Here is a 19,556-nt window from a genome sequence, read left to right on the forward strand (position 1 = left end):
AAGCTATTAACAAAATCATATTCTTATTTTTTTTCGCCTTGTTTAACGAAATTTGGGGATTAAATTACCCCTAAATCCTTTCCTACAGTAACGAAAGCGGCGATTGCCTTATCGAGATGTTCTCGATTGTGCGCTGCCGAAAGTTGAACTCGAATCCTGGCTTTTTCCTTGGGTACAACCGGATAGAAAAACCCAATCACGTAGATCCCTTCCTTCAACAAACGGTCCGCCATCTCCTGAGATAACTTCGCGTCATAAAGCATGACCGGTACAATAGCAGACTCTCCATCGATAATATCAAAGCCTGCTGCTTTCATTTGGTCCTTGAAGTAACGCGTGTTAGTACGAAGTTGTTGTCTTAAGCTGGAATCTTTTTTTAAAAGATCAAAAACTTTTAGGCTGGCTCCGACAATTGAGGGAGCTAAAGAGTTGGAAAACAGGTAGGGGCGACTTCTCTGGCGCAGCATTTCGATCACCTCTTTTTTTCCGGTAGTGTATCCACCCATAGCGCCGCCAAGGGCTTTTCCGAGGGTTCCGGTAATGATATCGACTCGGTCCATGACCCCTTTTTCTTGAAGGGTGCCCTTTCCTTCTACCCCGATAAAGCCTGCCGCGTGGCATTCGTCAATCATCACCAGGGCGTCGTATTGATCAGCCAGATCGCAAATGGCATCCAGGGGAGCCAAAAGGCCATCCATAGAAAAGACTCCGTCCGTGACAATCATCTTAAATCGAGCGCCATCCGCTTGAGCCTGTTGCAACTGCTTTTCTAAATCTGCCATATCGTTGTTGGCGTATCGGTAGCGTTTGGCCTTACACAGGCGTACCCCGTCAATGATGGAAGCGTGGTTAAGGGCATCTGATATAATAGCGTCTTCTGCAGTAAGCAGCGGTTCGAACAGTCCGCCATTGGCGTCAAAGGCGGCGGCGTATAAGATGGTGTCCTCCGTGTGGTAATATTCTGCGATGGCCGCTTCCAGTTTTTTGTGGATGTCTTGTGTCCCGCAGATAAAGCGTACAGACGACATCCCAAAGCCGTGGCTGTCTAGGGCATCTTTCGCTGCTTGGACAACCTCGGGATGATTGGACAAGCCGAGGTAGTTGTTTGCGCAGAAGTTGATTACTTCTTCACCACTCTCTAATCGGATAACCGCTTCCTGAGGCGAGGTGATAATTCTTTCTTTTTTAAAAAGTCCCGATTCGCGTATGGCTTCGAGCTCTTCTTGTAAATGTTGTTGTATGGCTCCGTACATTATATAAGTATTGTCGAATTACAAAAATACAACCTCTGGAGGGTCTTGAAGGTAAACCAAAGCCATGGTTTTGGGAGGCAGACCCATTTCGTTGAGCATCTCGCCATAAGACAGCAGTTGGCGCCGGTGTTGTTCTCTCGCCTGTCCTGTTTTGTATTCCAGCAAGTGCGCTCCGTCTTCTTCAATAATCAAGCGGTCGGGTCGCAACAGTTCCCCGCTAGCCGAAATCATCTCTTTTTCATTGTACCCCTGGATTCTCTTTCGAAAGAACATTTCCAGTTCAGGAGATTCGACCAATTGGCGCAATTGCTGGCTGAGTTCAGACAATTCCAAACCAATTCGTTTAGCCTCTGCCTGAATTGATTCGCAGGCCAGAGGGATATCAGCCAGGGTATGAATGTGCCCCAGGGCTTCGTGAATTAAGTCTCCGCGAAGACGCGCTTCCCACACCTCGTCTGAAAAAGACTCAACAGGAGGGTGCTTGAGAAAACGACTGTACTTCTTTTCCGGGAGTTGGTAGCTCCAGTTCTTGGGCTGTTCAGCTTGGGCAGACAGGGTCTTCCACTGGATTGTTCCCTCAGCGGGCCAGGAATAGGTCTTTTGCTCTTCGTCCCAACGGCCTTCGTTTTGGATGAAGGCGGGTAGCCAATAGCCAAGGGGAATACCGGCTCCTTTACCCCATGTTTTGCGGCGACCAGACCAGAGATAAAGCGCCTGTGCTGCGCGGGTCAAGGCCACGTAAATCACATTGATTTGGTCCAATTGCTGTTGACCCCATTCGCTTTGGGTATAAGGCAGAACACTGTCGGGGTATTCCAGCATATCGGCCCCACAGTTTAGTGGAAGAACAGGAAGTTCGCTTTCGCCTAATTCCTCAGCAGGCACCCAAATTTGTTGTTCGTGCAGGCGTTGGGATTGTCGATCGGCAAAAGGGAAAAGAACCACCGGAAACTCCAGTCCTTTCGCTTTGTGAATGGTCATGAGTTGAATGGCGTCCAGGCCTTCAGGAGTAGGTAGGGTTTTGCGGGCTGCCCGGGCACTCCAATAATCCAAAAAGGCAAGGAGTTGGTTTCCTTCTTTCCGTTCGAAAACCAGAACCTCTTCCAAAAAGGCGGCAATATAGGCTTGGCCTTCGTCGACCAGCCCGAGCCGAGCGGCCAATTCTACACAGAGCTCATAGAGTCCCAAATAAGAAAGCGACTGGGCATCTATACCGAATCGTTCCTGGAGAAAGGCCTCGTAATTGGCCATCCATGCCTGCAATTGGGCGTGAACATCTTCTTCCTCCTTGGCGAAGTGAAGGCAGACCTCGTAAATGGGTTCTTTTTCTTGAGGCGCTGCTAGGTATCTCAAGAAAGAAAGTAAAAGCTGCACTTGAGGATGGTCATCAATTAACAAGGCGTCTGGCGAAACCAGAGGCCACTCCCGCTCCAATAAGTATTGGGCAACCGAACGGGCCAGGGCATTGGTTCGCGTCAGGATACAGATATCCGAATAAGCTACTCCCTGCATCCGGAGTTGTTCCAGTCGGTCTTCTAAATCAGACAGCGTCCATTCGGCTTCTTCGTCGGCAGATAGACCTTCCGGACTAAAGCTCAGTTCGACTTTACCCGGATTGGTGCGTTGAGCCTGTTGCTCACTTTTCTCTGCGAAGAGATTTTGGTGCAGTGGCAAGTCCAAGGCCTGCGCTAAAAACCGAAAAAAGCGGTTATTGAAATCCACCAGAGCAGGAGCACTTCTCCAGTTGGATTCCAATTCGAGTTGAAGTGGGGCGGGTTGAAAGGGGTTTTCTCTTCCAAAAATCAGATCGATAAATTGTTCCGGATACCCCCCTCTCCAGCGGTAGATCGCTTGTTTTGCATCGCCAACCAAAAGAAGAGAACCGCTTTTGCCTTGTTCATCCTGTGCTTCAATAGCGTGGCCGATTAAGGGGACCAGGTTAGACCACTGTAAAATAGAGGTGTCCTGAAACTCATCGATTAAAAAATGATGGTACTGGGTGCCCAAGCGTTCGTAGAGGTAGGGTGCCGGTTGTTCTTTGATTTGCTCAGCAAGCAAGCGGTTGAACTCGGCCAATGGCAAGAGCTGGGCTTCTTCACAATACTGCTCGTACTCTTTTTTAAAAGCGGATAAAAGCGCAAGAGTTCGGACGTTCTTAGTCCAATTTTCTAGCAATTTTTTACGACGTGTCTCCCGAACTAACTCGGCCATTTCGATCCGGAGTTTTTCAGAAAAGTCAGCGGGGAGTTCCGATGCTTTACCCCCCTCGCCCTCCAATAGACCCTTGTAATGGGTTTTGCCCAGACCGCTCAGGTCTAAGCCCTTCTGACGAATAGTCTTTAAGGTGTTCAGACGAGTCCCGTGAAAATCCGATGCAAGGTCCCGGGATTCAATTTCACTCAGCAGAAAGCCAGCTCGCTGCGAACCTCGCTGTTCGAGTTGATCTACCTCCTTCTGCATTCTGCTTTCGAGCCCTTTCCATTCAGCGGCTGTCCAGACAGGAAGATGATCTAGGTGGGTGCGGTGCTGTTCCTGAAAAAGGCGCTTACCGAGTTGCATGAGGTCGTGACTGACGTCCCAGCTTTTGTTCTGGTCTATTTTTGTCCAACTAAAATCGATGAGCAAGGCAGACAATTCGGGATCTTGGTCGAGTTTGGCCCACAAGCGACTGACCGTTTCTTTTTGAATGCTTTCGGTATCCAACACGACTTCAAAAGAAGCCGGGAGCTTCAGGTCTTGGGCGAAAGTCCTAATGATCCGGTGTGCAAAGCGGTCCAGTGTACTTACCTCCAGATAACTGTAGTGGTGCAGAATGGCTCGCAAAACGCGAAGGCTTTTGGCCTGCATTTTCTGTGGAGTCCATCCCCATTCCTGAGCCAATTCATCAAAGAGTCCTTGGTGACCAGTCAGGGGTTTTAGGCCAGAAAATTCCAAAAGGCGTTCAAGCAGTCGATCCTTCATTTCGTTGACCGCCTTATTGGTGAAGGTCAAAGCCAATACTCTTCGAAAAGCCAAGGGGCTCGAAGGCCGGAGAACCAGTTCGAGAAAGGAACGAGTGAGCTGGTAGGTTTTGCCAGAACCAGCGGAGGCGCTATAAATACGAAATGAGGAGATAGGAATTGTTTTACTTACGAATTTAATGATTGTGGCTCGGATTGGTGATTTTCTCTAAGCTGCCGTATTTTTGCACTATTGAACTCTAAAAGAAAAGATCATGGCTTTTGAATTACCGAATTTGGGATACGCTTATGATGCTTTGGAGCCCCATATTGATGCACGTACTATGGAGATCCATCACACCAAGCACCACAATGGATATACAACTAAATTGAATGGAGCTGTTGAAGGAACTGATCTCGCTGGAAAATCCATCGAAGACATCTTGACAGGCCTCGATATGCACAATGGTGCAGTGCGCAACAACGGTGGGGGTTACTATAACCACAACCTTTTCTGGGACGTTATGTCTCCTCAAGGGGGAGGAACTCCATCAGGAGCACTTGCGGATGCTATTGATACGGCTTTTGGCTCATTCGATGCATTTAAAGAAGCCTTTGCCGCCGCAGCTGCGACACGCTTTGGTTCAGGATGGGCATGGTTATGTGTTCACCCTGGAGGAAAAGTAGAAGTTTGTTCAACGCCCAACCAAGATAATCCTTTGATGCCCGGAGTTGGATGTGAAGGATATCCTATTCTTGGATTGGATGTTTGGGAGCACGCCTACTACTTAAACTACCAAAACCGTCGCCCGGATTATATCAATGCATTTTTCAATGTTATTGACTGGTCAAAGGTTGGAGCAGCTTACGAAGCGAAGAAATAAGAAATACCGTTCTACGGGAAAAGAAGCCTCTCCATTTTGGAGGGGTTTTTTTGTGCTTGTTTGGAACCTGCTGAAAGACAAAAAGTTAAACAAAATAGAAAAGGACGAGTTAACTCGTCCTTTTCGTCCCAAATCTTACCATAAACTTAACCTACTTATGCTATGGCAATACCAAATTACTGGTATTGTGTCAAATACCAAAGGGAAATGTTGAAAAAATTGTAAGCGGAGTCTTCTTCTCGTGGGAAAAATAAGTCAAATTCTTGAGGCTAAAAAGTTGTAGATCAAACAAAAAGAAGGCGGACACTGTCCGCTTCTTACCCCAAATCTTACCATGAACTTAAACCTACTTATGCTATGGTGAGGTAAAACTATAACGAGTTGAACGGACAGTAAAAGGTATTAGATGAATGTCTTATTAATGGGTTAAAGAGCACGGGAAGTGTTATTTCCTTATGCAAGAAGAAGAAAAGGATTACACAAAGAGGTTAAAAACTCCTAGATCCTAAGAATGGCGCGGATTTTTAAAAGTGTAGAAAATAAAAAAGGCGGAGTGAACTCCACCTTTTTTGCCCCAAATCTTACCATGAACTTAACCTACTAATGCTATGGCATTTCTAATGTACGGGGGGCCACAAGGGGCACCCGAAAAAGACGGTGAAGCGCCATTTTCTTCGATAAAGTGTATATGTGTCGTTTATAGGCGGTTAGTAGGCTCTTTTGTTGTTTCCTTCAAAGAAGTTGACAAAGGCCCTGTTTACCACGCGGTTTCCGCCAGGTGTAGGGTAGTTACCCGTAAAATACCAGTCACCTAAATTTCCAGGACAAGCCTTGTGCAAGTTCTCAACGCTCTGGTAAATGATTCGCACATCTGCTTTCAGATCTGCAGGGCTCAAAAGCTCTGCTATTTTGGTAGAGACCTCTTCTGGTGTAAAGGGTTCGTAGATGGCTTGCACCTGATTGACCGCTTCGCCATTCTTTTTATCCAGGGAAGTTTTGCATTTTTTATAGGTCTCTTCGATCAGCTTTTCTTGGCCTGTATCTTTCAACAATGCGATAGCAGCTCTGAAGGCGACAAAGTCTTCCAGTTTAGCCATATCGATGCCATAACAATCGGGGTAACGAATCTGGGGAGCGGAGGAGACGACCACAATTTTCTTAGGCCCTAGGCGATCGAGCATTTTAAGAATACTCTTCTTGAGGGTCGTTCCCCTTACAATACTGTCATCCAGAATAACCAGGTTGTCTTTGCTGCTTACTGACCCATAGGTGATATCGTAGACGTGGGTCACTAAATCATCCCGGCTGCTGTCTTGGGTGATAAAGGTTCTCAGCTTAGCGTCTTTGATGGCAACCTTTTCGATTCTTGGCCTCACATCCAGGATGGAATGCAGTCGGTCTTTATCAATGTTGTTGCCCAGAGAGAGTATTTGTTCTTCTTTCCACCGGTTCAGATAATTCTGTGCCTGTTTAACCATACCCAAAAAGGCTGTTTCTGCCGTATTCGGGATGTAAGAGAAGACGGTGTGGGTTAGATCGTCCTCTACCGCTTTTAGGATTTCAGGGAAAACTAAGCGCCCCAGGTTTTTGCGCTCCTGGTAAATCTCTTTATCACTGCCTCGAGAAAAGTAGATTCTTTCAAAGGAGCAGGCCTTGCGCTCCATGGGTGCCAAAATTTGCTGGAATTGAACTTTTCCACTCTTCTTAACAAAAATCGCTTGTCCAGGATCGAGCTCTTGCACCTGTTCGAAAGGCACATTGAAAACGGTTTGTATTACAGGCCTTTCTGAAGCCACGACAACAACCTCGTCATCACTGTAATAGTAGGCCGGGCGAATTCCGGCAGGATCTCTAAGAACAAAGGCATCTCCGTGACCGATCAAACCAGCCATGGCGTAACCCCCATCCCAGTTTTTAGCCGATTTAGAAAGTACTTTTCCGATATTCAATCGCTCCGCGATCAGCGGAGAAGCTTCTCGCTTGCTAAAGCCTTCCTTCTTGATCTTCTTGTAGAGTTTGGCCACTTCGTCGTCCAAGAAGTGCCCGATCTTTTCCATAACCGTAACGGTGTCTGCTTTTTCCTTGGGGTGCTGTCCGAGCTCCACCAGATTTTCGAAAAGCTCATCGACATTCGTCATATTGAAATTTCCTGCCACAATCAGGTTGCGGTGCATCCAGTTGTTCTGGCGTAGAAAGGGGTGAACACTTTCGATGCTGTTTTTTCCAAAGGTTCCGTAGCGGACGTGTCCCAGCATTAACTCCCCCAAGTAAGGCAGGTTCATTTTTTGTTTTTCGACATCGGTTCCGATTTCGGGCTGGACGTCCAGGACCGAGTTAATGCGGCCATTGATTTGGGCAAAAATGTCTTGAATCGGTTGCTGCTGACAGGAACGTACCCGGCTAATGTAGCGGTGTCCAGGAGCCATATCCAATTTAATGCTGGCGAAGCCGGCGCCGTCTTGTCCTCGGTTGTGTTGCTTTTCCATCATTAGGTACATTTTATTCATACCGTAGAAGGAAGTCCCGTACTTTTTTTGGTAGTACTCTAGGGGCTTAAGAAGGCGGATGAGAGAAATTCCGCATTCGTGTTTGATTGCATCACTCATAAAACAGGGGTGAAGGGCTGCCCAGGGGCAGCAATTGAAAAACGGCTAAAGGGAATCTATTGCAATTCAATATTGAACTGTGTCAATTCGTGAAAATTCTTTAATCGCTCTTGGATTTCTTCTCGTTGTAGGTTTTCCATCCGCTCCGTTCCCAATCGTTCTACACAAAAAGAAGCCAAGTTTGAACCGTGAATCACGGCGTTTTTTAAGTTGTCAAAGGATTTGTTTTCGCTTTGCGCTAAATATCCTGCGAAACCTCCGGCAAAGGTATCTCCAGCCCCCGTTGGGTCAAACACCTCCTCCAAGGGCAAGGCTGGCGCAAAGAAAACTTTCTTGTCATGGAAAAGTAAAGCGCCGTGTTCTCCTTTTTTGATCACAACATAACGGGGGCCCATCTTGTGGATTCCCTCCGCAGCGCGGACCAGGGAATACTCTCCGGTTAATTGACGTGCTTCTTCGTCATTCAGGGCAATAACATCTACCTTCTTCATGATCTCTTTGAGGTCCTCCGGAGTATTCTCGATCCAGTAATTCATGGTGTCCATCACCACAAAAGCAGGTCGGCTCTCCATCTGATCCAACACACTCAATTGGACGGCCGGAGCAAGGTTTCCTAACATGACCACTTCGGCCGATCGAAAACTGGCCGGAACCTTGGGATCAAAATCCGCTAAGGTGTTCAGTTCGGTGACCAATGTGTCCCGGGTATTCATGTCGTTGTGGTAGCGACCACTCCAAAAAAAGGTCTTTCCTCCTTGAACAATTTCTACCCCGTCCAGGTTGATATTTCGGTCTCTGAACAATTGAAGATATTCATCAGGGAAGTCGTCCCCGACTACCGATACGATTCCCGTATCGACTTGGTAGTGACTTGCAGCCAAACTGATGAAGGTTGCCGCTCCCCCCAGGACTTTGTCAGATTTAGCAAATGGGGTCTCTATAGCGTCGAATGCCATGGTCCCCACGACGAGTAATTGGCCCATTGGAAAGGGTTTCAAATTTTTGCAAAGATAGCAGTTCCTGAAGGAATACGGAGTACTTTAGTTTGGCCCACCGCCAGCGGTAAAACCGACATCTTCCAAGAGGTCCTTGCTGTGTGATGCCGCAACAGCCAGAGCGTCGCAACGCTCATTTTGGGGGTGGTTGTTGTGTCCCTTCACCCAAACAAAGGAAACCTGATGTTTGCGGTATTCAATAAGAAACTCCCTCCAGAGATCCGGGTTCTTTTTGTCTTTGAAGTTCTTTTTCTCCCATCCAAAAAGCCAACGCTTTTCTACCGCATCTGATACATAGCGGGAATCGGTATAGACGACTATTCTTACTCCAGGGCGTTTGAGTTTGCGAAGCGCTTCGATCACAGCCAAGAGTTCCATGCGGTTGTTCGTCGTGTATCGGTATCCCTGCGAAAATTCCTTGCGGTAGTTTTTGCCAGCCCATTCCATGACAATGCCGTAGCCTCCAGGACCGGGATTACCGCGAGCCGCTCCATCCGTATATATAAGGACCTCGGGTTTCATCAATCGGCCAATAGAGATTCAATGACCTGCGGATAGTGTTCGTGCTCCAGAGCGAGCACTTTGCGAGCGATGTCTTCGGGCTCGTCATCGGAGTTCAAGGTACAACTCACCTGTTTGATTAAAGCGCCTTCATCATAACGAGCATCGGCATAGTGGATGCTAATACCGCTGCTGGTTTCTTTTTCTTCCTTGACTTTCCGGTGTACATTCATCCCATACATTCCTTTTCCGCCGTATTTTGGAAGAAGGGCCGGATGAATATTGATAATCTTTTTGGGGAAAGCCTCAATCCAGCTAGAGGGAATCAGTTTTAAAAAGCCGGCGAGAACAATTAGGTCAGGCTCTATGCCCAAGAGGCATTCTAGAAGCCGATTACTGCCTGAAAAGGAGCTGGGATTAAAGTACATGGCGGGCACGCCAAGACGGTCACAACGGTCCAAAACACCCGCTGTTTTTTTGTTGCTGAGCACTAAAGCGACCTCAATCGAATCGTGATCCTGAAAATATTCAATGATTTTCTGGGCGTTGGAACCCGAGCCTGAGGCCAGTAATACTATACGTTTCATGAAAAAACGGCAAAGAGAAATGAACCCTAAAAATACACAAACCGCACATTTTAGTTCTGTGTAGTGTATATATACCAAAGTTTTATATTTTTGCCTTCATTAAAATCTTAAAAGAAAGTCTTATGTCAGATATCGCCTCACGAGTTAAAGCTATCATCGTTGATAAACTGGGCGTTGATGAAAACGAAGTAGTAGCGGAAGCGAGTTTCACCAACGATTTGGGAGCCGATTCTTTGGATACCGTTGAGCTTATCATGGAATTCGAAAAAGAGTTTGATATCCAAATCCCCGACGATCAGGCCGAGAACATTGCGACCGTAGGTCAAGCAATCAGCTATATCGAAGAAGCTAAGTAAGCAAGAGCTTTCTTGGCCGGTAAAAGGTATTATCCATGAGATACTCCGGGTATTTCATGGATATTTTTTTAATTTCAAGTCTATTTAATACTGGTTTCATGCAGCTAAAGCGAGTAGTTGTGACAGGAATGGGGGCTTTGACTCCCATCGGGAACAATTTGGAAGAGTACTGGAACGGATTACGAGATGGAAAAAGTGGTTCGGCTCCGATCACCTACTTCGATACAGAGAAATTCAAAACCAAATTTGCTTGTGAATTAAAAGGTTTTGTAGCGACGGATCATTTCGATCGCAAAGAAGCCCGTAAGCTCGACCGCTTTGCGCAATACGCGCTGGTGAGTTCTGATGAGGCAATTGTCGATTCAGGGCTGGAGCTCGACAAAATAGATAAGTTCCGCACCGGAGTGATCTGGGGTGCAGGAATTGGAGGTCTTGAAACCTTCCAAAACGAAGTGATTGGTTATGCTGAAGGCGGAGGAACTCCGCGCTTCAACCCTTTCTTTATCCCTAAAATGATTGCCGATATTGCTCCGGGTAATATTTCTATCAAACACGGGTTCATGGGACCTAACTACACGACTGTTTCGGCTTGCGCCTCTTCGGCCAATGCCATGATCGATGCCCTGAATTACATTCGTTTGGGTCATTGTGATGTAGTGGTTACCGGAGGGAGTGAAGCAGCCGTCACCATTGCAGGGATGGGTGGATTTAACGCCATGCATGCCTTGTCCACAAGAAATGAAAGTCCAGAGAGTGCCTCTCGTCCTTTTGATGCAACCCGAGACGGGTTTGTCTTAGGGGAAGGGGCAGGAGCGCTGATTCTGGAAGAATACGAACACGCCAAAGCCCGAGGAGCCAAGATTTACGCTGAGGTCATCGGGGGCGGTTTGTCCAGTGATGCCTACCACATGACCGCACCGCATCCTGATGGGATTGGTGTCGTTCGCGTGATGCAGAACTGCCTGGAGAATGCCGGAATCAAGCCGGAGGAGGTAGATCACATCAACACCCACGGAACCTCAACACCACTGGGGGATGTCGCGGAATTAAAGGCGATTTCTAAAGTGTTTGGGGAGCACGCTTCCAACATCAATATCAATTCCACCAAGTCCATGACCGGTCACTTGCTCGGGGCCGCTGGCGCGATCGAAGCGATTTCTTCTCTTATGGCAATGAAACACAGCTTGGTTCCTCCGACCATCAACCACAGCGTAGTGGACGAAAATATTGATCCTTCCCTTAATCTGACGCTAAACAAAGCGCAAGAAAGAGAAGTCAATGTCGCCATGAGTAACACCTTTGGTTTTGGAGGTCACAACGCTTGCTTAGTATTCAGAAAACTCAGCTAATACGGCATGAAGTTTTCGTCTCACATATTCAATTCCCATTCGAAATCGGATGGGGATTTTTTTTGGAGATGAGAAGAATACTGGGGTTCAAGCCGCGTAACCTCGAGCACTACAAACGAGCCTTTTTACACCGCTCTCTCAATCTGAAGGATGAGTACGGTAACCCAAAGAACTACGAGCGCCTGGAGTTTCTGGGAGACGCTATGTTGGGAACCGTTATTTCAAAACACCTTTACACCCGGGTACCCGAGGGCGATGAGGGGTATTTGACCAAGATGCGTTCTAAAATCGTTAGCCGCAAACACCTCAATGAACTCGGAAAGGATCTAGGTTTGGTCGAGTTTGTCGAGAGTCGTATTCCCCAGAACCACTTTGGAGATAATATTCACGGAAACGTTTTTGAAGCCCTCGTCGGCGCAATTTACCTGGATAGAGGACATAAATACTGTGAGAAGTTTATCAATGATCGGGTGATCGAGCCCTACGTGGACATCGAACAGCTGGAAGGGAAAGTAATGAGCTATAAGAGTCTGGTCATTGAATGGTGTCAAAAACAGAAGAAGCCATTTCAGTACGAAGTCTACGAAGATACCGGCAACGATGCGGTACGACATTTTGCTGTAAAGCTCTTTATCGACCAGCGTATGTTGGCCAAGGCGAGAGCGACTTCTAAAAAGAAAGCCGAAGAGAAGGCTTCCAAAAGGGCTTATTTCGCCCTGCAGCACAAAATGGAGGATTAGGGCTTTAACGCAATCGTTTTCGTAAATTTCTTTACTAAATCTGCGACTAAAATGGAATTTGGATTAAAGTAATCCATGTATCTTTAGCCCCGATCAAGCTATGTCAACAGCGCTTAAACTGGAATGGGAAGAGGAAGAAGAAGCGGCTTGGCTGGGAATTCACAGCCTCTTATCAGACTTCCGTTTAGCCTTTCAGCTCAACAAGCAACTTGGGTTGCAGATGAGCCGATCCAAGGATATTGACTTTGGAGAGATGGGGCTTTTTCCTTTGTTTGAGTTTGAAGACTTAGCGCAAGACTGCTACTGTTGTTTACTGCCTAACCAACAAAAACAACTGCAGAGCAACCCTTCAATGGGGTTGTTCGCTGAAGAAGTCGAATGGAGAACACGCTATATTTTGCCCGAGCGAAAAGAAATTGATTATTTGATCAAATTAAGCGGCCAATTTGCAGTAAATCCAGCCGGATGGCTGAATAAAATTAAAGAGATTCCCCGTGTTATCACGGCCTATCATCTCGAACCCAACACGCTTAAATCGAAACAGAACTTAATCTTTTAGTCATGCCGACAAAGAAGAAGACCAAAATTGTAGCCACGCTAGGACCAGCCACCAGCAAAAAGGAAGTGCTGAGCGAAATGATCCATGCGGGTGTTAATGTATTTAGAATCAATTTTTCTCACGCCAACTATGACGATGTCAAGGAGCGGGTCAAAATGATCAGAGAACTCAGTGATGAGCTCCAGATGAACGTGGGAATTCTAGCCGATTTACAAGGCCCAAAACTCCGTGTTGGGGTTATGGGGGGTGAAGTCGTTGTATCCCCAGGAGACGAGATTAAATTTGTTACCGGAGAGCCCTTTGAAGGAAATGCAGAGAAGGTCTACATGAATTACCAGAACTTCCCTGTTGATGTCAAACCCGGCGAGCGCGTTCTACTGGATGACGGAAAGTTGATCTTTGAGGCTGTATCCTCCAATAAAAAAGATACGGTAAAAGCCAAAGTCCTCCAAGGAGGACCACTTAAGTCGAAAAAGGGAGTCAACCTCCCCAACACGGATATTTCGTTGCCCGCATTAACCGAAAAGGATGTTAAGGATGCCATCTTCGCCATCTCTCTTAAGGTAGATTGGATTGCGCTTTCTTTTGTTCGTCACGCCCAAGACTTGAAAGATCTGCAAGCGATTATCGAAGAACACGCAGAGCACAAGATTCCGATTGTGGCAAAAATCGAAAAGCCAGAGGCCGTTGAGAACATCGACAAGATTGTAGCCCATTGCGATGGATTAATGGTTGCACGTGGAGATTTGGGAGTTGAAGTTCCCGCTCAGGAAGTGCCTTTGATTCAGAAGCAGTTGGTTCTAAAGGCGAAGAAAGCGAGAATTCCTGTCATTATTGCCACCCAGATGATGGAGACGATGATTACTAGCCTAACCCCAACACGGGCAGAGGTGAATGACGTTGCGAATTCTGTAATGGATGGTGCTGATGCGGTGATGCTTTCTGGAGAGACCTCTGTTGGGAATTATCCGGTGCAGGTAATTGAGAAAATGACGAGCATTCTGAAAAGTGTAGAGGGTTCTCAGTTAATCTCGGTCCCACAAACCGCTCCGCATATTCGAACCGTTCGGTACATTACTAAATCCGTTTGTTATCACGCTGCATTGATGGCCAATGATATTCAGGCAAAAGCGATCTCAACCCTAACAAACAGTGGGTATACAGCTTTTCAGATTTCAGCCTGGAGACCACAAGCCCATATTTTGGTGTTTACCCACAACAAGGCCATCATGAACCAATTGAGCCTGCTTTGGGGAGTAAAAGCATTTTATTACGATCGGAATGTTTCGACAGACGAAACCATCGAGGACGTAAACAAGATTGCTAAGGACAAAGGCTTCCTAGAAAAGGGAGATATGCTTATTTCACTGGCAGCCATGCCAATGAAGGACAAGGGTATGGTCAATACCCTGCGTGTATCAGAAATAGAATAGCGGTTTAGGCGACTTCTTTTTCGAAGGCGATAAAGTGAATGAGATCACCGGCCTTATTGAAGACGGGTTGCCCTTGAATCCAGCATTTGTAAATGCTACCGTCTTTGCGGTAATTAATAACCGTCTCCTCAAAAGGGAGGCGGTTTTTTATGGCCTTGGAAATTCGGGCACTGGTTTCGGAACAGGTTTTTTTTCCCTGAAATATTTTTGGCTTTTGGCCAATCAATTCCTCTGGTTGGTAGCCATTCATCTGAAAGATATTCGCCGTTGCATGAACAATGTTCTGCTGGGTATCCGTCAAGACGATCACCTGGTCTTTCGGCAGCAACTCTTCGCGAAAATCGATAGGCTCTTTCCAGCGATCCATCACCGAACGTTGCTGCAACTGATTTGCCTCTTGGAGCAAGAGAGCTGTCTTCTGGTAATGGAGTGAAAAAAAGTCCCAGGACATTAACGGAAGGGGACCACATTTTTGAAAAGATGACATGATCTGATTGATTTTACTACTGTCTTTCAGAGTTTAAGTCTAATAAAATTAGGGCTAGCACTCAAAATCTTGGGTAACATTAACACTTCTGTTGAAGCAAATGTTAAAATTATGGCCTTTAGGAGGTTGTATAGTGAACAAGAATTTGGCCTAACGAGCTAGTTTTTCTTCAAAAAGAGAGGGGACGACGCGTCGAGCCAAGTGGATTGGCCAGTCGCTTTGGTGGACATGACTTTCGGTAATGGCGCTCTCCATAAGAAGGTAAAGGGCACCCGAAATGTGTTCGGTTTCGGCCACCGAAATCAGTCCAACATTTTCACTGACGAGCTCGCCGAGGAACATCAATAATTCCTTTTTTTGTTGGCGAATGAGCTCGCTGGTCTTTTGATTCTGGGGAGGCAATTCAGCGTAGACTTTTTGACCCCAATCACCATAAAAACCAGGTTCACGGTAGACCTCTCTCAGATAATCAAACAAGGCCAAAAGACGGGGAGGCCCTTGGGGCTTTTCTTGACAGTAGGCCTTTAAGGCATCCAAAAAATGAATGTGACGTCCTTCCAAATAAGCCAGACAAATATCTTCTTTGGACTTGAAGTGGTTGTATAAAGTGGCTTTTGCTATGGAAGCTTCGGAGATGATTTCGTTGATACCCGTAGCGTTGTACCCTTGTTTATAGAAGAGTTTGCCAGCGGTATCAATGATGTGTTGTTTAATTTCTTGCCTATGCATGGGCTGCTACTTGCTTTGTAAAGATAAAGACCTGAACTATTTTAGGGTATGGAATTCACCGAAATTGAGCGAAAATTTTTAGTTCTATCCAATCAGTTTAAAGAAAACGCCCACGAACACTACCGTATTGTGCAGGGCTTTTTAAACTCAGATCCAGCGCGAGTCGTCCGTATTCGCCTCAGTGGTAAAGAAGCCTGGATTACTGTAAAAGGAATCGGGGATTCCAGTGGTCTTTCACGTTTCGAGTGGGAAAAAGAGTTGGACATCAGGGAAGCCGAAGCCTTATTGGAACTGTGCGAGCCGGGACGAATTGAAAAAACGCGGTACCTCGTCCAATTTGGTGCCACACTGTTTGAAGTGGATGAATTTTATGGAGAAAACACCGGTCTGGTTATCGCGGAAGCGGAGCTCGAGTCGTCTGATCAGCGTATTGACATACCGGGTTGGTTGGGCGAAGAAGTAACGGGTCAAAAAGCCTATTACAATTCACAACTCTCACAAAACCCCTACTCCAACTGGAAGAAGGATCAGGCCCCTTAAAGTTCGGATTTGAACTGCTTGAGGAAGCGTAAATCGTTTTCACTCAACAAGCGAATGTCATCAATTTGATACAGCAGGAGTGCAATTCGATCAATCCCCATCCCAAAAGCATAGCCGGAGTATTCTTCGGGATCAATGCCGCAGTTCTTCAACACATTCGGATCGACCATTCCACACCCCATGATTTCTAACCAGCCGGTTCCTTTGGTCATGCGGTAATCGGTTTCGGTTTCGAGTCCCCAATACACATCCACTTCTGCGCTAGGCTCCGTAAATGGGAAGTAAGAAGGGCGAAGCCGGATACGTGACTTCCCAAATAACTCTGTGGTGAAGTACTGTAAGGTTTGTTTTAAATCAGCAAAAGAAACTCCTTTATCGATGTAAAGTCCCTCAACCTGATGGAAGAAGCAATGGGAACGAGCCGATATAGCTTCGTTTCGGTACACACGACCCGGAGAAATGGTTCGGATCGGTGGAGTATGGTTTTCCATATAGCGAACCTGTACCGAAGAGGTATGGGTTCGAAGCAGGAGGTCAGGGTTGGTTTCAATAAAGAAGGTGTCCTGCATATCCCTGGCCGGGTGGTATTCCGGTAGGTTCAGGGCCGTAAAATTGTGCCAGTCGTCTTCAATCTCAGGACCTTCGGAAACATTAAATCCGATCCGAGAAAAGATATCGATAATCTTTTGGCGAACCAAAGAGATGGGGTGGCGACTCCCTTCAGCCAGGGCGTCACCAGGACGAGTGAGGTCCATTCCCGGTCCAGTTACAGATTGGGAAGCCCCCAGTTCATCTTTGAGTTGATTCACTTTTTCTTCCGCCGCTTGACGCAGGGTGTTCAGCGCTTGGCCGTACTCTTTTTTCTGTTCAGGCGGTACTGATTTGAAGGAAGCGAAAAATTCTTTGAGCAAGCCTTTTTTACCTAAATACTCAATGCGAAAAGCCTCCACTTGTTCCAAGGATTCTGCTTGGAAAGCGTTTACTTTTTGGATGTGTTCTTGTATGGTTTCAATCATCTGGCGACCTCCTTTTTTTCAGGTGGGCGTAAAGATACCAAATTGTCTCAGTTTCAGGGGTTGATCAACCCTACAAGATCACTTCATTCAAAAAAGCTAAAAGGACTAGGAGTTAACCCAATCTCCCATTAGGTCGAGCGCTTCCTGGAAGGTTGAGAGAACATGCTCTTCCGGAATCAAGTCCGGGAGAATATCGATGCGTTCCATTAGCAGGCGAGGTTGCTCTTTGAGGTCAATAAGCAACACCAGAATTCCTTTTTGTTTTAACTCCACCAGACTGTCTTCAAGGGCATACAATCCACTCTGATCCAAATAGGGCATCTTTCCAAAACGAAAAATAACCACCCGAGCCGATGGCGGGATCTGTGATGAAAGTTGCTGAAAGTCATTCTTGGAGCCAAAAAACAAAGGTCCCTTGATGTGCTTGATGTATACCTTTTCCGACCATTCCTTGGGAAGATTGAACTCGTCCGGCCACTTTTCTTCCGGCAGAGGCTTTACATCGGATTGAGCAGCGGTGAGGTCCCCAATCTTTTTCATAAACATCAGGCAGGCTAAGATCAGACCAATACCAACGGCATAGACCAAATTCCACAAGGAGGAAAGTACCAGAACAACCACCATAATAAGAACTTCCGAACTGAGGCGCAGCGGTCCAAGCTTGATGTCTTTAGGCAGGAGAGTTGCCGCACGAAGACCTTTGTAATCCATCACACCAAGGCCCACCGTAATCAAGATCCCGGCCAAGACGGCAGCTGGAATTTGAGAAGCAACAGGACCCAAGGCTAAAAGAATGATTAAAAGCAAAAGCCCAGCAATCATCCCGGAAAGTTTTGTTTTTCCACCAGCATTGATATTGACCACTGTGCGAATGGTAGCGCCAGCGCCAGGAAGACCTCCAAAGAGTGCACCGACTGTGTTTCCGATACCTTGACCAATGAGTTCTCTGTTGGGTACGTGTCGGGTCTTGGTCATGTTGTCCGCTACTATAGAGGTTAACAAAGAATCGATGGAACCTAACAGCGCTAGGGTTAGGGCGGTAAAGAGGTAAGGACTGATGGTTGACCATTTAAAGCTGCTAAAGATGTCCCAGTTTGGTGCCGGGATGCCTTCAGGAATAGCGGCAATCGGACGGTAATCCAGGCTAAAAGCAACGGCCACACCACTGACCAATAACAAAGCGACCAAGGTGCTGGGCACTTTGGTTGTAATTCGTTTAAAGCCGTAGATAATCCCAATCGTAGAAAGAGCAAGGAGCAGTTCCAGCCAATTGATCTTGCCCAAGGCCCGAGGCAAAATTTTCAGGGTTCCCAGGACACCGGAGGAAGCCCGAGCCGCCAGGTTTTTCGCTTCTTTTTCAATTTCTGCTTCCGGAGCTTCCTGACTAAATAGCAGCAGGTCCTTTCGTTCCAGGCCGTCCTCCTTGGCTTCTCTGGAGAGTTCATTTTGAAGAAGGGAGGCGCGGGCATCTTCGGTAAAGTCAGCTACAAAGCTCTTGTCTTCTTTTGGGTAATACCCCATGGCGGGGAGCATTTGCGTAATGAGTATAATGACTCCGATAGCCGTCATAAAGCCGGAAACGACCGGGTAGGGGATGTATTTGATGTACTTCCCTATTCCCAGAAAGCCCAGACCAATTTGCAGGAGACCAGCCAATAAAAAGACGGTTAGAATGGCTGGCAGGGCCTTTTCTACCTGTCCGTCAAACTTGGTAATCATGCCGGCGATAACCAGCATACTCACCGCCGTCATTGGCGCTGTTGGCCCTGAGATTTGGGTCGGTGTACCTCCAAATAAAGCCGCAAAGAAGCTGATGAAGATGGCTCCGTATAGTCCGGCACTAGGCCCTAATCCTGAACTAACACCAAAGGCCAAGGCCAAAGGCAAGGCGACGATTCCAGCGGTTAAGCCGCCAAAAAGGTCGCCACGCAAATGCTTAAACATACTTGTGTTTTAGTAAAAGTGCACCTCTCCGTTGGAGATGTCATACATCGCTCCAACAATCGCAATTTCACCAGCATCTTCCATGTCTTTCAGCACAGGAGAATCCTTGCGGATGTTTTCGATGGTCATGGCTACATTGGTCTTGGCCACCTCATTGACAAAATCGAGGTTCTTGGAGGTTCTTTCAGCAGGGTCCGAGGGTTCGCTGACCGCTTGAACTGCTGGATTGATCTTGGCCAAAAGTGCGGTCAGGTTCCCCATCTGTGCGCCGTCACAGGCCCCTTTTACGGCCCCGCAACTGGTGTGTCCCAAAACGACAATAACCTTGGTTCCAGCCAATTTACAGGCAAATTCCATGCTTCCGAGCAAATCCTCGTTGACAATATTTCCGGCAACACGGGCACTAAAAATATCCCCAACCCCTTGGTCAAAGACCAATTCAGCCGATACCCTGGAGTCAATGCAGCTCAAGATTGTCGCAAAGGGGTATTGTCCAGTGGCCGTTTGCTCGACCTGTTCAATTAAATTTCTATCGCTCATTTTACGGGCTACGAATCGCGCATTCCCTTCTTTAAGCATGTCCAATGCCGAATGAGGGGTCATGGTAGCTTGTGATTGTGATGTTTGTGTGATCATGG

General features: G+C 46.9%; 17 protein-coding genes and 1 pseudogene. 7 read left to right on the plus strand and 11 right to left on the minus strand.

What is annotated here, in order from left to right; all coding sequences use genetic code 11:
- Positions 1–59: 59 nt before the first annotated feature.
- Positions 60–1,253: a glycine C-acetyltransferase gene (gene kbl, locus BST99_RS11880; protein ID WP_105001995.1), complete on the minus strand. Its 1,194-nt coding sequence runs from the start codon at positions 1,251–1,253 to the stop codon at positions 60–62.
- An 18-nt stretch (positions 1,254–1,271) separates the two neighbouring features.
- Complete coding sequence (locus BST99_RS11885) at positions 1,272–4,409, minus strand: UvrD-helicase domain-containing protein (RefSeq protein WP_317046191.1); 3,138 nt, start codon at positions 4,407–4,409, stop codon at positions 1,272–1,274.
- A 58-nt stretch (positions 4,410–4,467) separates the two neighbouring features.
- Here BST99_RS11885 and BST99_RS11890 point away from each other — a divergent pair, with 58 nt between their 5' ends.
- Positions 4,468–5,076 carry a superoxide dismutase gene (locus tag BST99_RS11890; RefSeq protein WP_105001997.1) on the plus strand — a complete coding sequence of 203 codons (609 nt, stop codon included), beginning with the start codon at positions 4,468–4,470 and terminating at the stop codon, positions 5,074–5,076.
- Between the two features lie 707 nt (positions 5,077–5,783).
- Here the strand turns inward: BST99_RS11890 and BST99_RS11900 are convergent.
- From BST99_RS11900 to purN, 4 genes are read right to left on the minus strand one after another with little or no spacing between them, the layout of a single operon-like run.
- The gene (locus BST99_RS11900; RefSeq protein ID WP_105001999.1) at positions 5,784–7,682 is read right to left on the minus strand and encodes an amidophosphoribosyltransferase; all 1,899 of its coding nucleotides are present in this window, start codon (positions 7,680–7,682) and stop codon (positions 5,784–5,786) included.
- Positions 7,683–7,738: 56 nt separating this feature from the next.
- Positions 7,739–8,665 carry a PfkB family carbohydrate kinase gene (locus BST99_RS11905; RefSeq protein ID WP_105002000.1) on the minus strand — a complete coding sequence of 309 codons (927 nt, stop codon included), beginning with the start codon at positions 8,663–8,665 and terminating at the stop codon, positions 7,739–7,741.
- Positions 8,666–8,722: 57 nt separating this feature from the next.
- Complete coding sequence (rnhA, locus tag BST99_RS11910) at positions 8,723–9,199, minus strand: ribonuclease HI (protein ID WP_105002001.1); 477 nt, start codon at positions 9,197–9,199, stop codon at positions 8,723–8,725.
- On the minus strand, positions 9,199–9,765 hold the full coding sequence (purN, locus tag BST99_RS11915) for a phosphoribosylglycinamide formyltransferase (protein WP_105002002.1): 567 nt from the start codon (positions 9,763–9,765) through the stop codon (positions 9,199–9,201). The genes rnhA and purN overlap by 1 nt, the downstream gene beginning before the upstream one ends.
- A gap of 122 nt (positions 9,766–9,887) precedes the next feature.
- Here purN and BST99_RS11920 point away from each other — a divergent pair, with 122 nt between their 5' ends.
- The 5 genes and pseudogenes from BST99_RS11920 to pyk all read left to right on the plus strand — a co-directional run bounded on the left by BST99_RS11920 (position 9,888) and on the right by pyk (position 14,202).
- The gene (locus BST99_RS11920; protein ID WP_009778413.1) at positions 9,888–10,121 is read left to right on the plus strand and encodes an acyl carrier protein; all 234 of its coding nucleotides are present in this window, start codon (positions 9,888–9,890) and stop codon (positions 10,119–10,121) included.
- Between the two features lie 98 nt (positions 10,122–10,219).
- On the plus strand, positions 10,220–11,470 hold the full coding sequence (fabF, locus tag BST99_RS11925) for a beta-ketoacyl-ACP synthase II (RefSeq protein WP_105002003.1): 1,251 nt from the start codon (positions 10,220–10,222) through the stop codon (positions 11,468–11,470).
- A gap of 6 nt (positions 11,471–11,476) precedes the next feature.
- A pseudogene (gene rnc / locus BST99_RS11930) lies at positions 11,477–12,210 on the plus strand (ribonuclease III).
- A 100-nt stretch (positions 12,211–12,310) separates the two neighbouring features.
- Positions 12,311–12,769 (plus strand): IPExxxVDY family protein, encoded by a 459-nt coding sequence (locus tag BST99_RS11935; RefSeq protein WP_105002004.1) that lies wholly within the window; start codon positions 12,311–12,313, stop codon positions 12,767–12,769.
- Between the two features lie 2 nt (positions 12,770–12,771).
- Positions 12,772–14,202: a pyruvate kinase gene (gene pyk, locus BST99_RS11940; RefSeq protein WP_105002005.1), complete on the plus strand. Its 1,431-nt coding sequence runs from the start codon at positions 12,772–12,774 to the stop codon at positions 14,200–14,202.
- A 4-nt stretch (positions 14,203–14,206) separates the two neighbouring features.
- On the opposite strand, the gene BST99_RS11945 is transcribed toward pyk, so the two are convergent.
- Positions 14,207–14,608, minus strand: coding sequence for a PAS domain-containing protein (locus tag BST99_RS11945; protein ID WP_181044223.1), 402 nt, complete (start codon positions 14,606–14,608; stop codon positions 14,207–14,209).
- Positions 14,609–14,839: 231 nt separating this feature from the next.
- Positions 14,840–15,418, minus strand: coding sequence for a TetR/AcrR family transcriptional regulator (locus tag BST99_RS11950; RefSeq protein WP_105002007.1), 579 nt, complete (start codon positions 15,416–15,418; stop codon positions 14,840–14,842).
- A gap of 48 nt (positions 15,419–15,466) precedes the next feature.
- Between BST99_RS11950 and BST99_RS11955 the strand changes: the two genes are divergently transcribed.
- Positions 15,467–15,958 carry a CYTH domain-containing protein gene (locus tag BST99_RS11955; RefSeq protein ID WP_105002008.1) on the plus strand — a complete coding sequence of 164 codons (492 nt, stop codon included), beginning with the start codon at positions 15,467–15,469 and terminating at the stop codon, positions 15,956–15,958.
- On the opposite strand, the gene pheS is transcribed toward BST99_RS11955, so the two are convergent.
- The 3 genes from pheS to BST99_RS11970 all read right to left on the minus strand — a co-directional run bounded on the left by pheS (position 15,955) and on the right by BST99_RS11970 (position 19,554).
- Positions 15,955–16,974, minus strand: coding sequence for a phenylalanine--tRNA ligase subunit alpha (gene pheS / locus BST99_RS11960; protein WP_105002009.1), 1,020 nt, complete (start codon positions 16,972–16,974; stop codon positions 15,955–15,957). The genes BST99_RS11955 and pheS overlap by 4 nt on opposite strands.
- Positions 16,975–17,079: 105 nt before the next feature.
- Positions 17,080–18,918 (minus strand): SulP family inorganic anion transporter, encoded by a 1,839-nt coding sequence (locus BST99_RS11965; RefSeq protein WP_105002010.1) that lies wholly within the window; start codon positions 18,916–18,918, stop codon positions 17,080–17,082.
- Between the two features lie 9 nt (positions 18,919–18,927).
- Complete coding sequence (locus BST99_RS11970) at positions 18,928–19,554, minus strand: carbonic anhydrase family protein (protein WP_105002011.1); 627 nt, start codon at positions 19,552–19,554, stop codon at positions 18,928–18,930.
- Positions 19,555–19,556 lie beyond the last annotated feature (2 nt).

The organism is Aureicoccus marinus (assembly GCF_002954325.1).
GTDB classification, from domain to species: Bacteria; Bacteroidota; Bacteroidia; order Flavobacteriales; family Flavobacteriaceae; genus Aureicoccus; species Aureicoccus marinus.

What these genes read in the sequence shown, in the direction of transcription:
- kbl (WP_105001995.1), bottom strand. Translation starts at nt 1,253, where the DNA reads ATGTACGGAGCCATACAACAACATTTACAAGAAGAGCTCGAAGCCATA.
- BST99_RS11890 (WP_105001997.1), top strand. Translation starts at nt 4,468, where the DNA reads ATGGCTTTTGAATTACCGAATTTGGGATACGCTTATGATGCTTTGGAG.
- BST99_RS11900 (WP_105001999.1), bottom strand. Translation starts at nt 7,682, where the DNA reads ATGAGTGATGCAATCAAACACGAATGCGGAATTTCTCTCATCCGCCTT.
- BST99_RS11905 (WP_105002000.1), bottom strand. Translation starts at nt 8,665, where the DNA reads ATGGGCCAATTACTCGTCGTGGGGACCATGGCATTCGACGCTATAGAG.
- rnhA (WP_105002001.1), bottom strand. Translation starts at nt 9,199, where the DNA reads ATGAAACCCGAGGTCCTTATATATACGGATGGAGCGGCTCGCGGTAAT.
- purN (WP_105002002.1), bottom strand. Translation starts at nt 9,765, where the DNA reads ATGAAACGTATAGTATTACTGGCCTCAGGCTCGGGTTCCAACGCCCAG.
- BST99_RS11920 (WP_009778413.1), top strand. Translation starts at nt 9,888, where the DNA reads ATGTCAGATATCGCCTCACGAGTTAAAGCTATCATCGTTGATAAACTG.
- fabF (WP_105002003.1), top strand. Translation starts at nt 10,220, where the DNA reads ATGCAGCTAAAGCGAGTAGTTGTGACAGGAATGGGGGCTTTGACTCCC.
- BST99_RS11935 (WP_105002004.1), top strand. Translation starts at nt 12,311, where the DNA reads ATGTCAACAGCGCTTAAACTGGAATGGGAAGAGGAAGAAGAAGCGGCT.
- pyk (WP_105002005.1), top strand. Translation starts at nt 12,772, where the DNA reads ATGCCGACAAAGAAGAAGACCAAAATTGTAGCCACGCTAGGACCAGCC.
- BST99_RS11950 (WP_105002007.1), bottom strand. Translation starts at nt 15,418, where the DNA reads ATGCATAGGCAAGAAATTAAACAACACATCATTGATACCGCTGGCAAA.
- BST99_RS11955 (WP_105002008.1), top strand. Translation starts at nt 15,467, where the DNA reads ATGGAATTCACCGAAATTGAGCGAAAATTTTTAGTTCTATCCAATCAG.
- pheS (WP_105002009.1), bottom strand. Translation starts at nt 16,974, where the DNA reads ATGATTGAAACCATACAAGAACACATCCAAAAAGTAAACGCTTTCCAA.
- BST99_RS11965 (WP_105002010.1), bottom strand. Translation starts at nt 18,918, where the DNA reads ATGTTTAAGCATTTGCGTGGCGACCTTTTTGGCGGCTTAACCGCTGGA.
- BST99_RS11970 (WP_105002011.1), bottom strand. Translation starts at nt 19,554, where the DNA reads ATGATCACACAAACATCACAATCACAAGCTACCATGACCCCTCATTCG.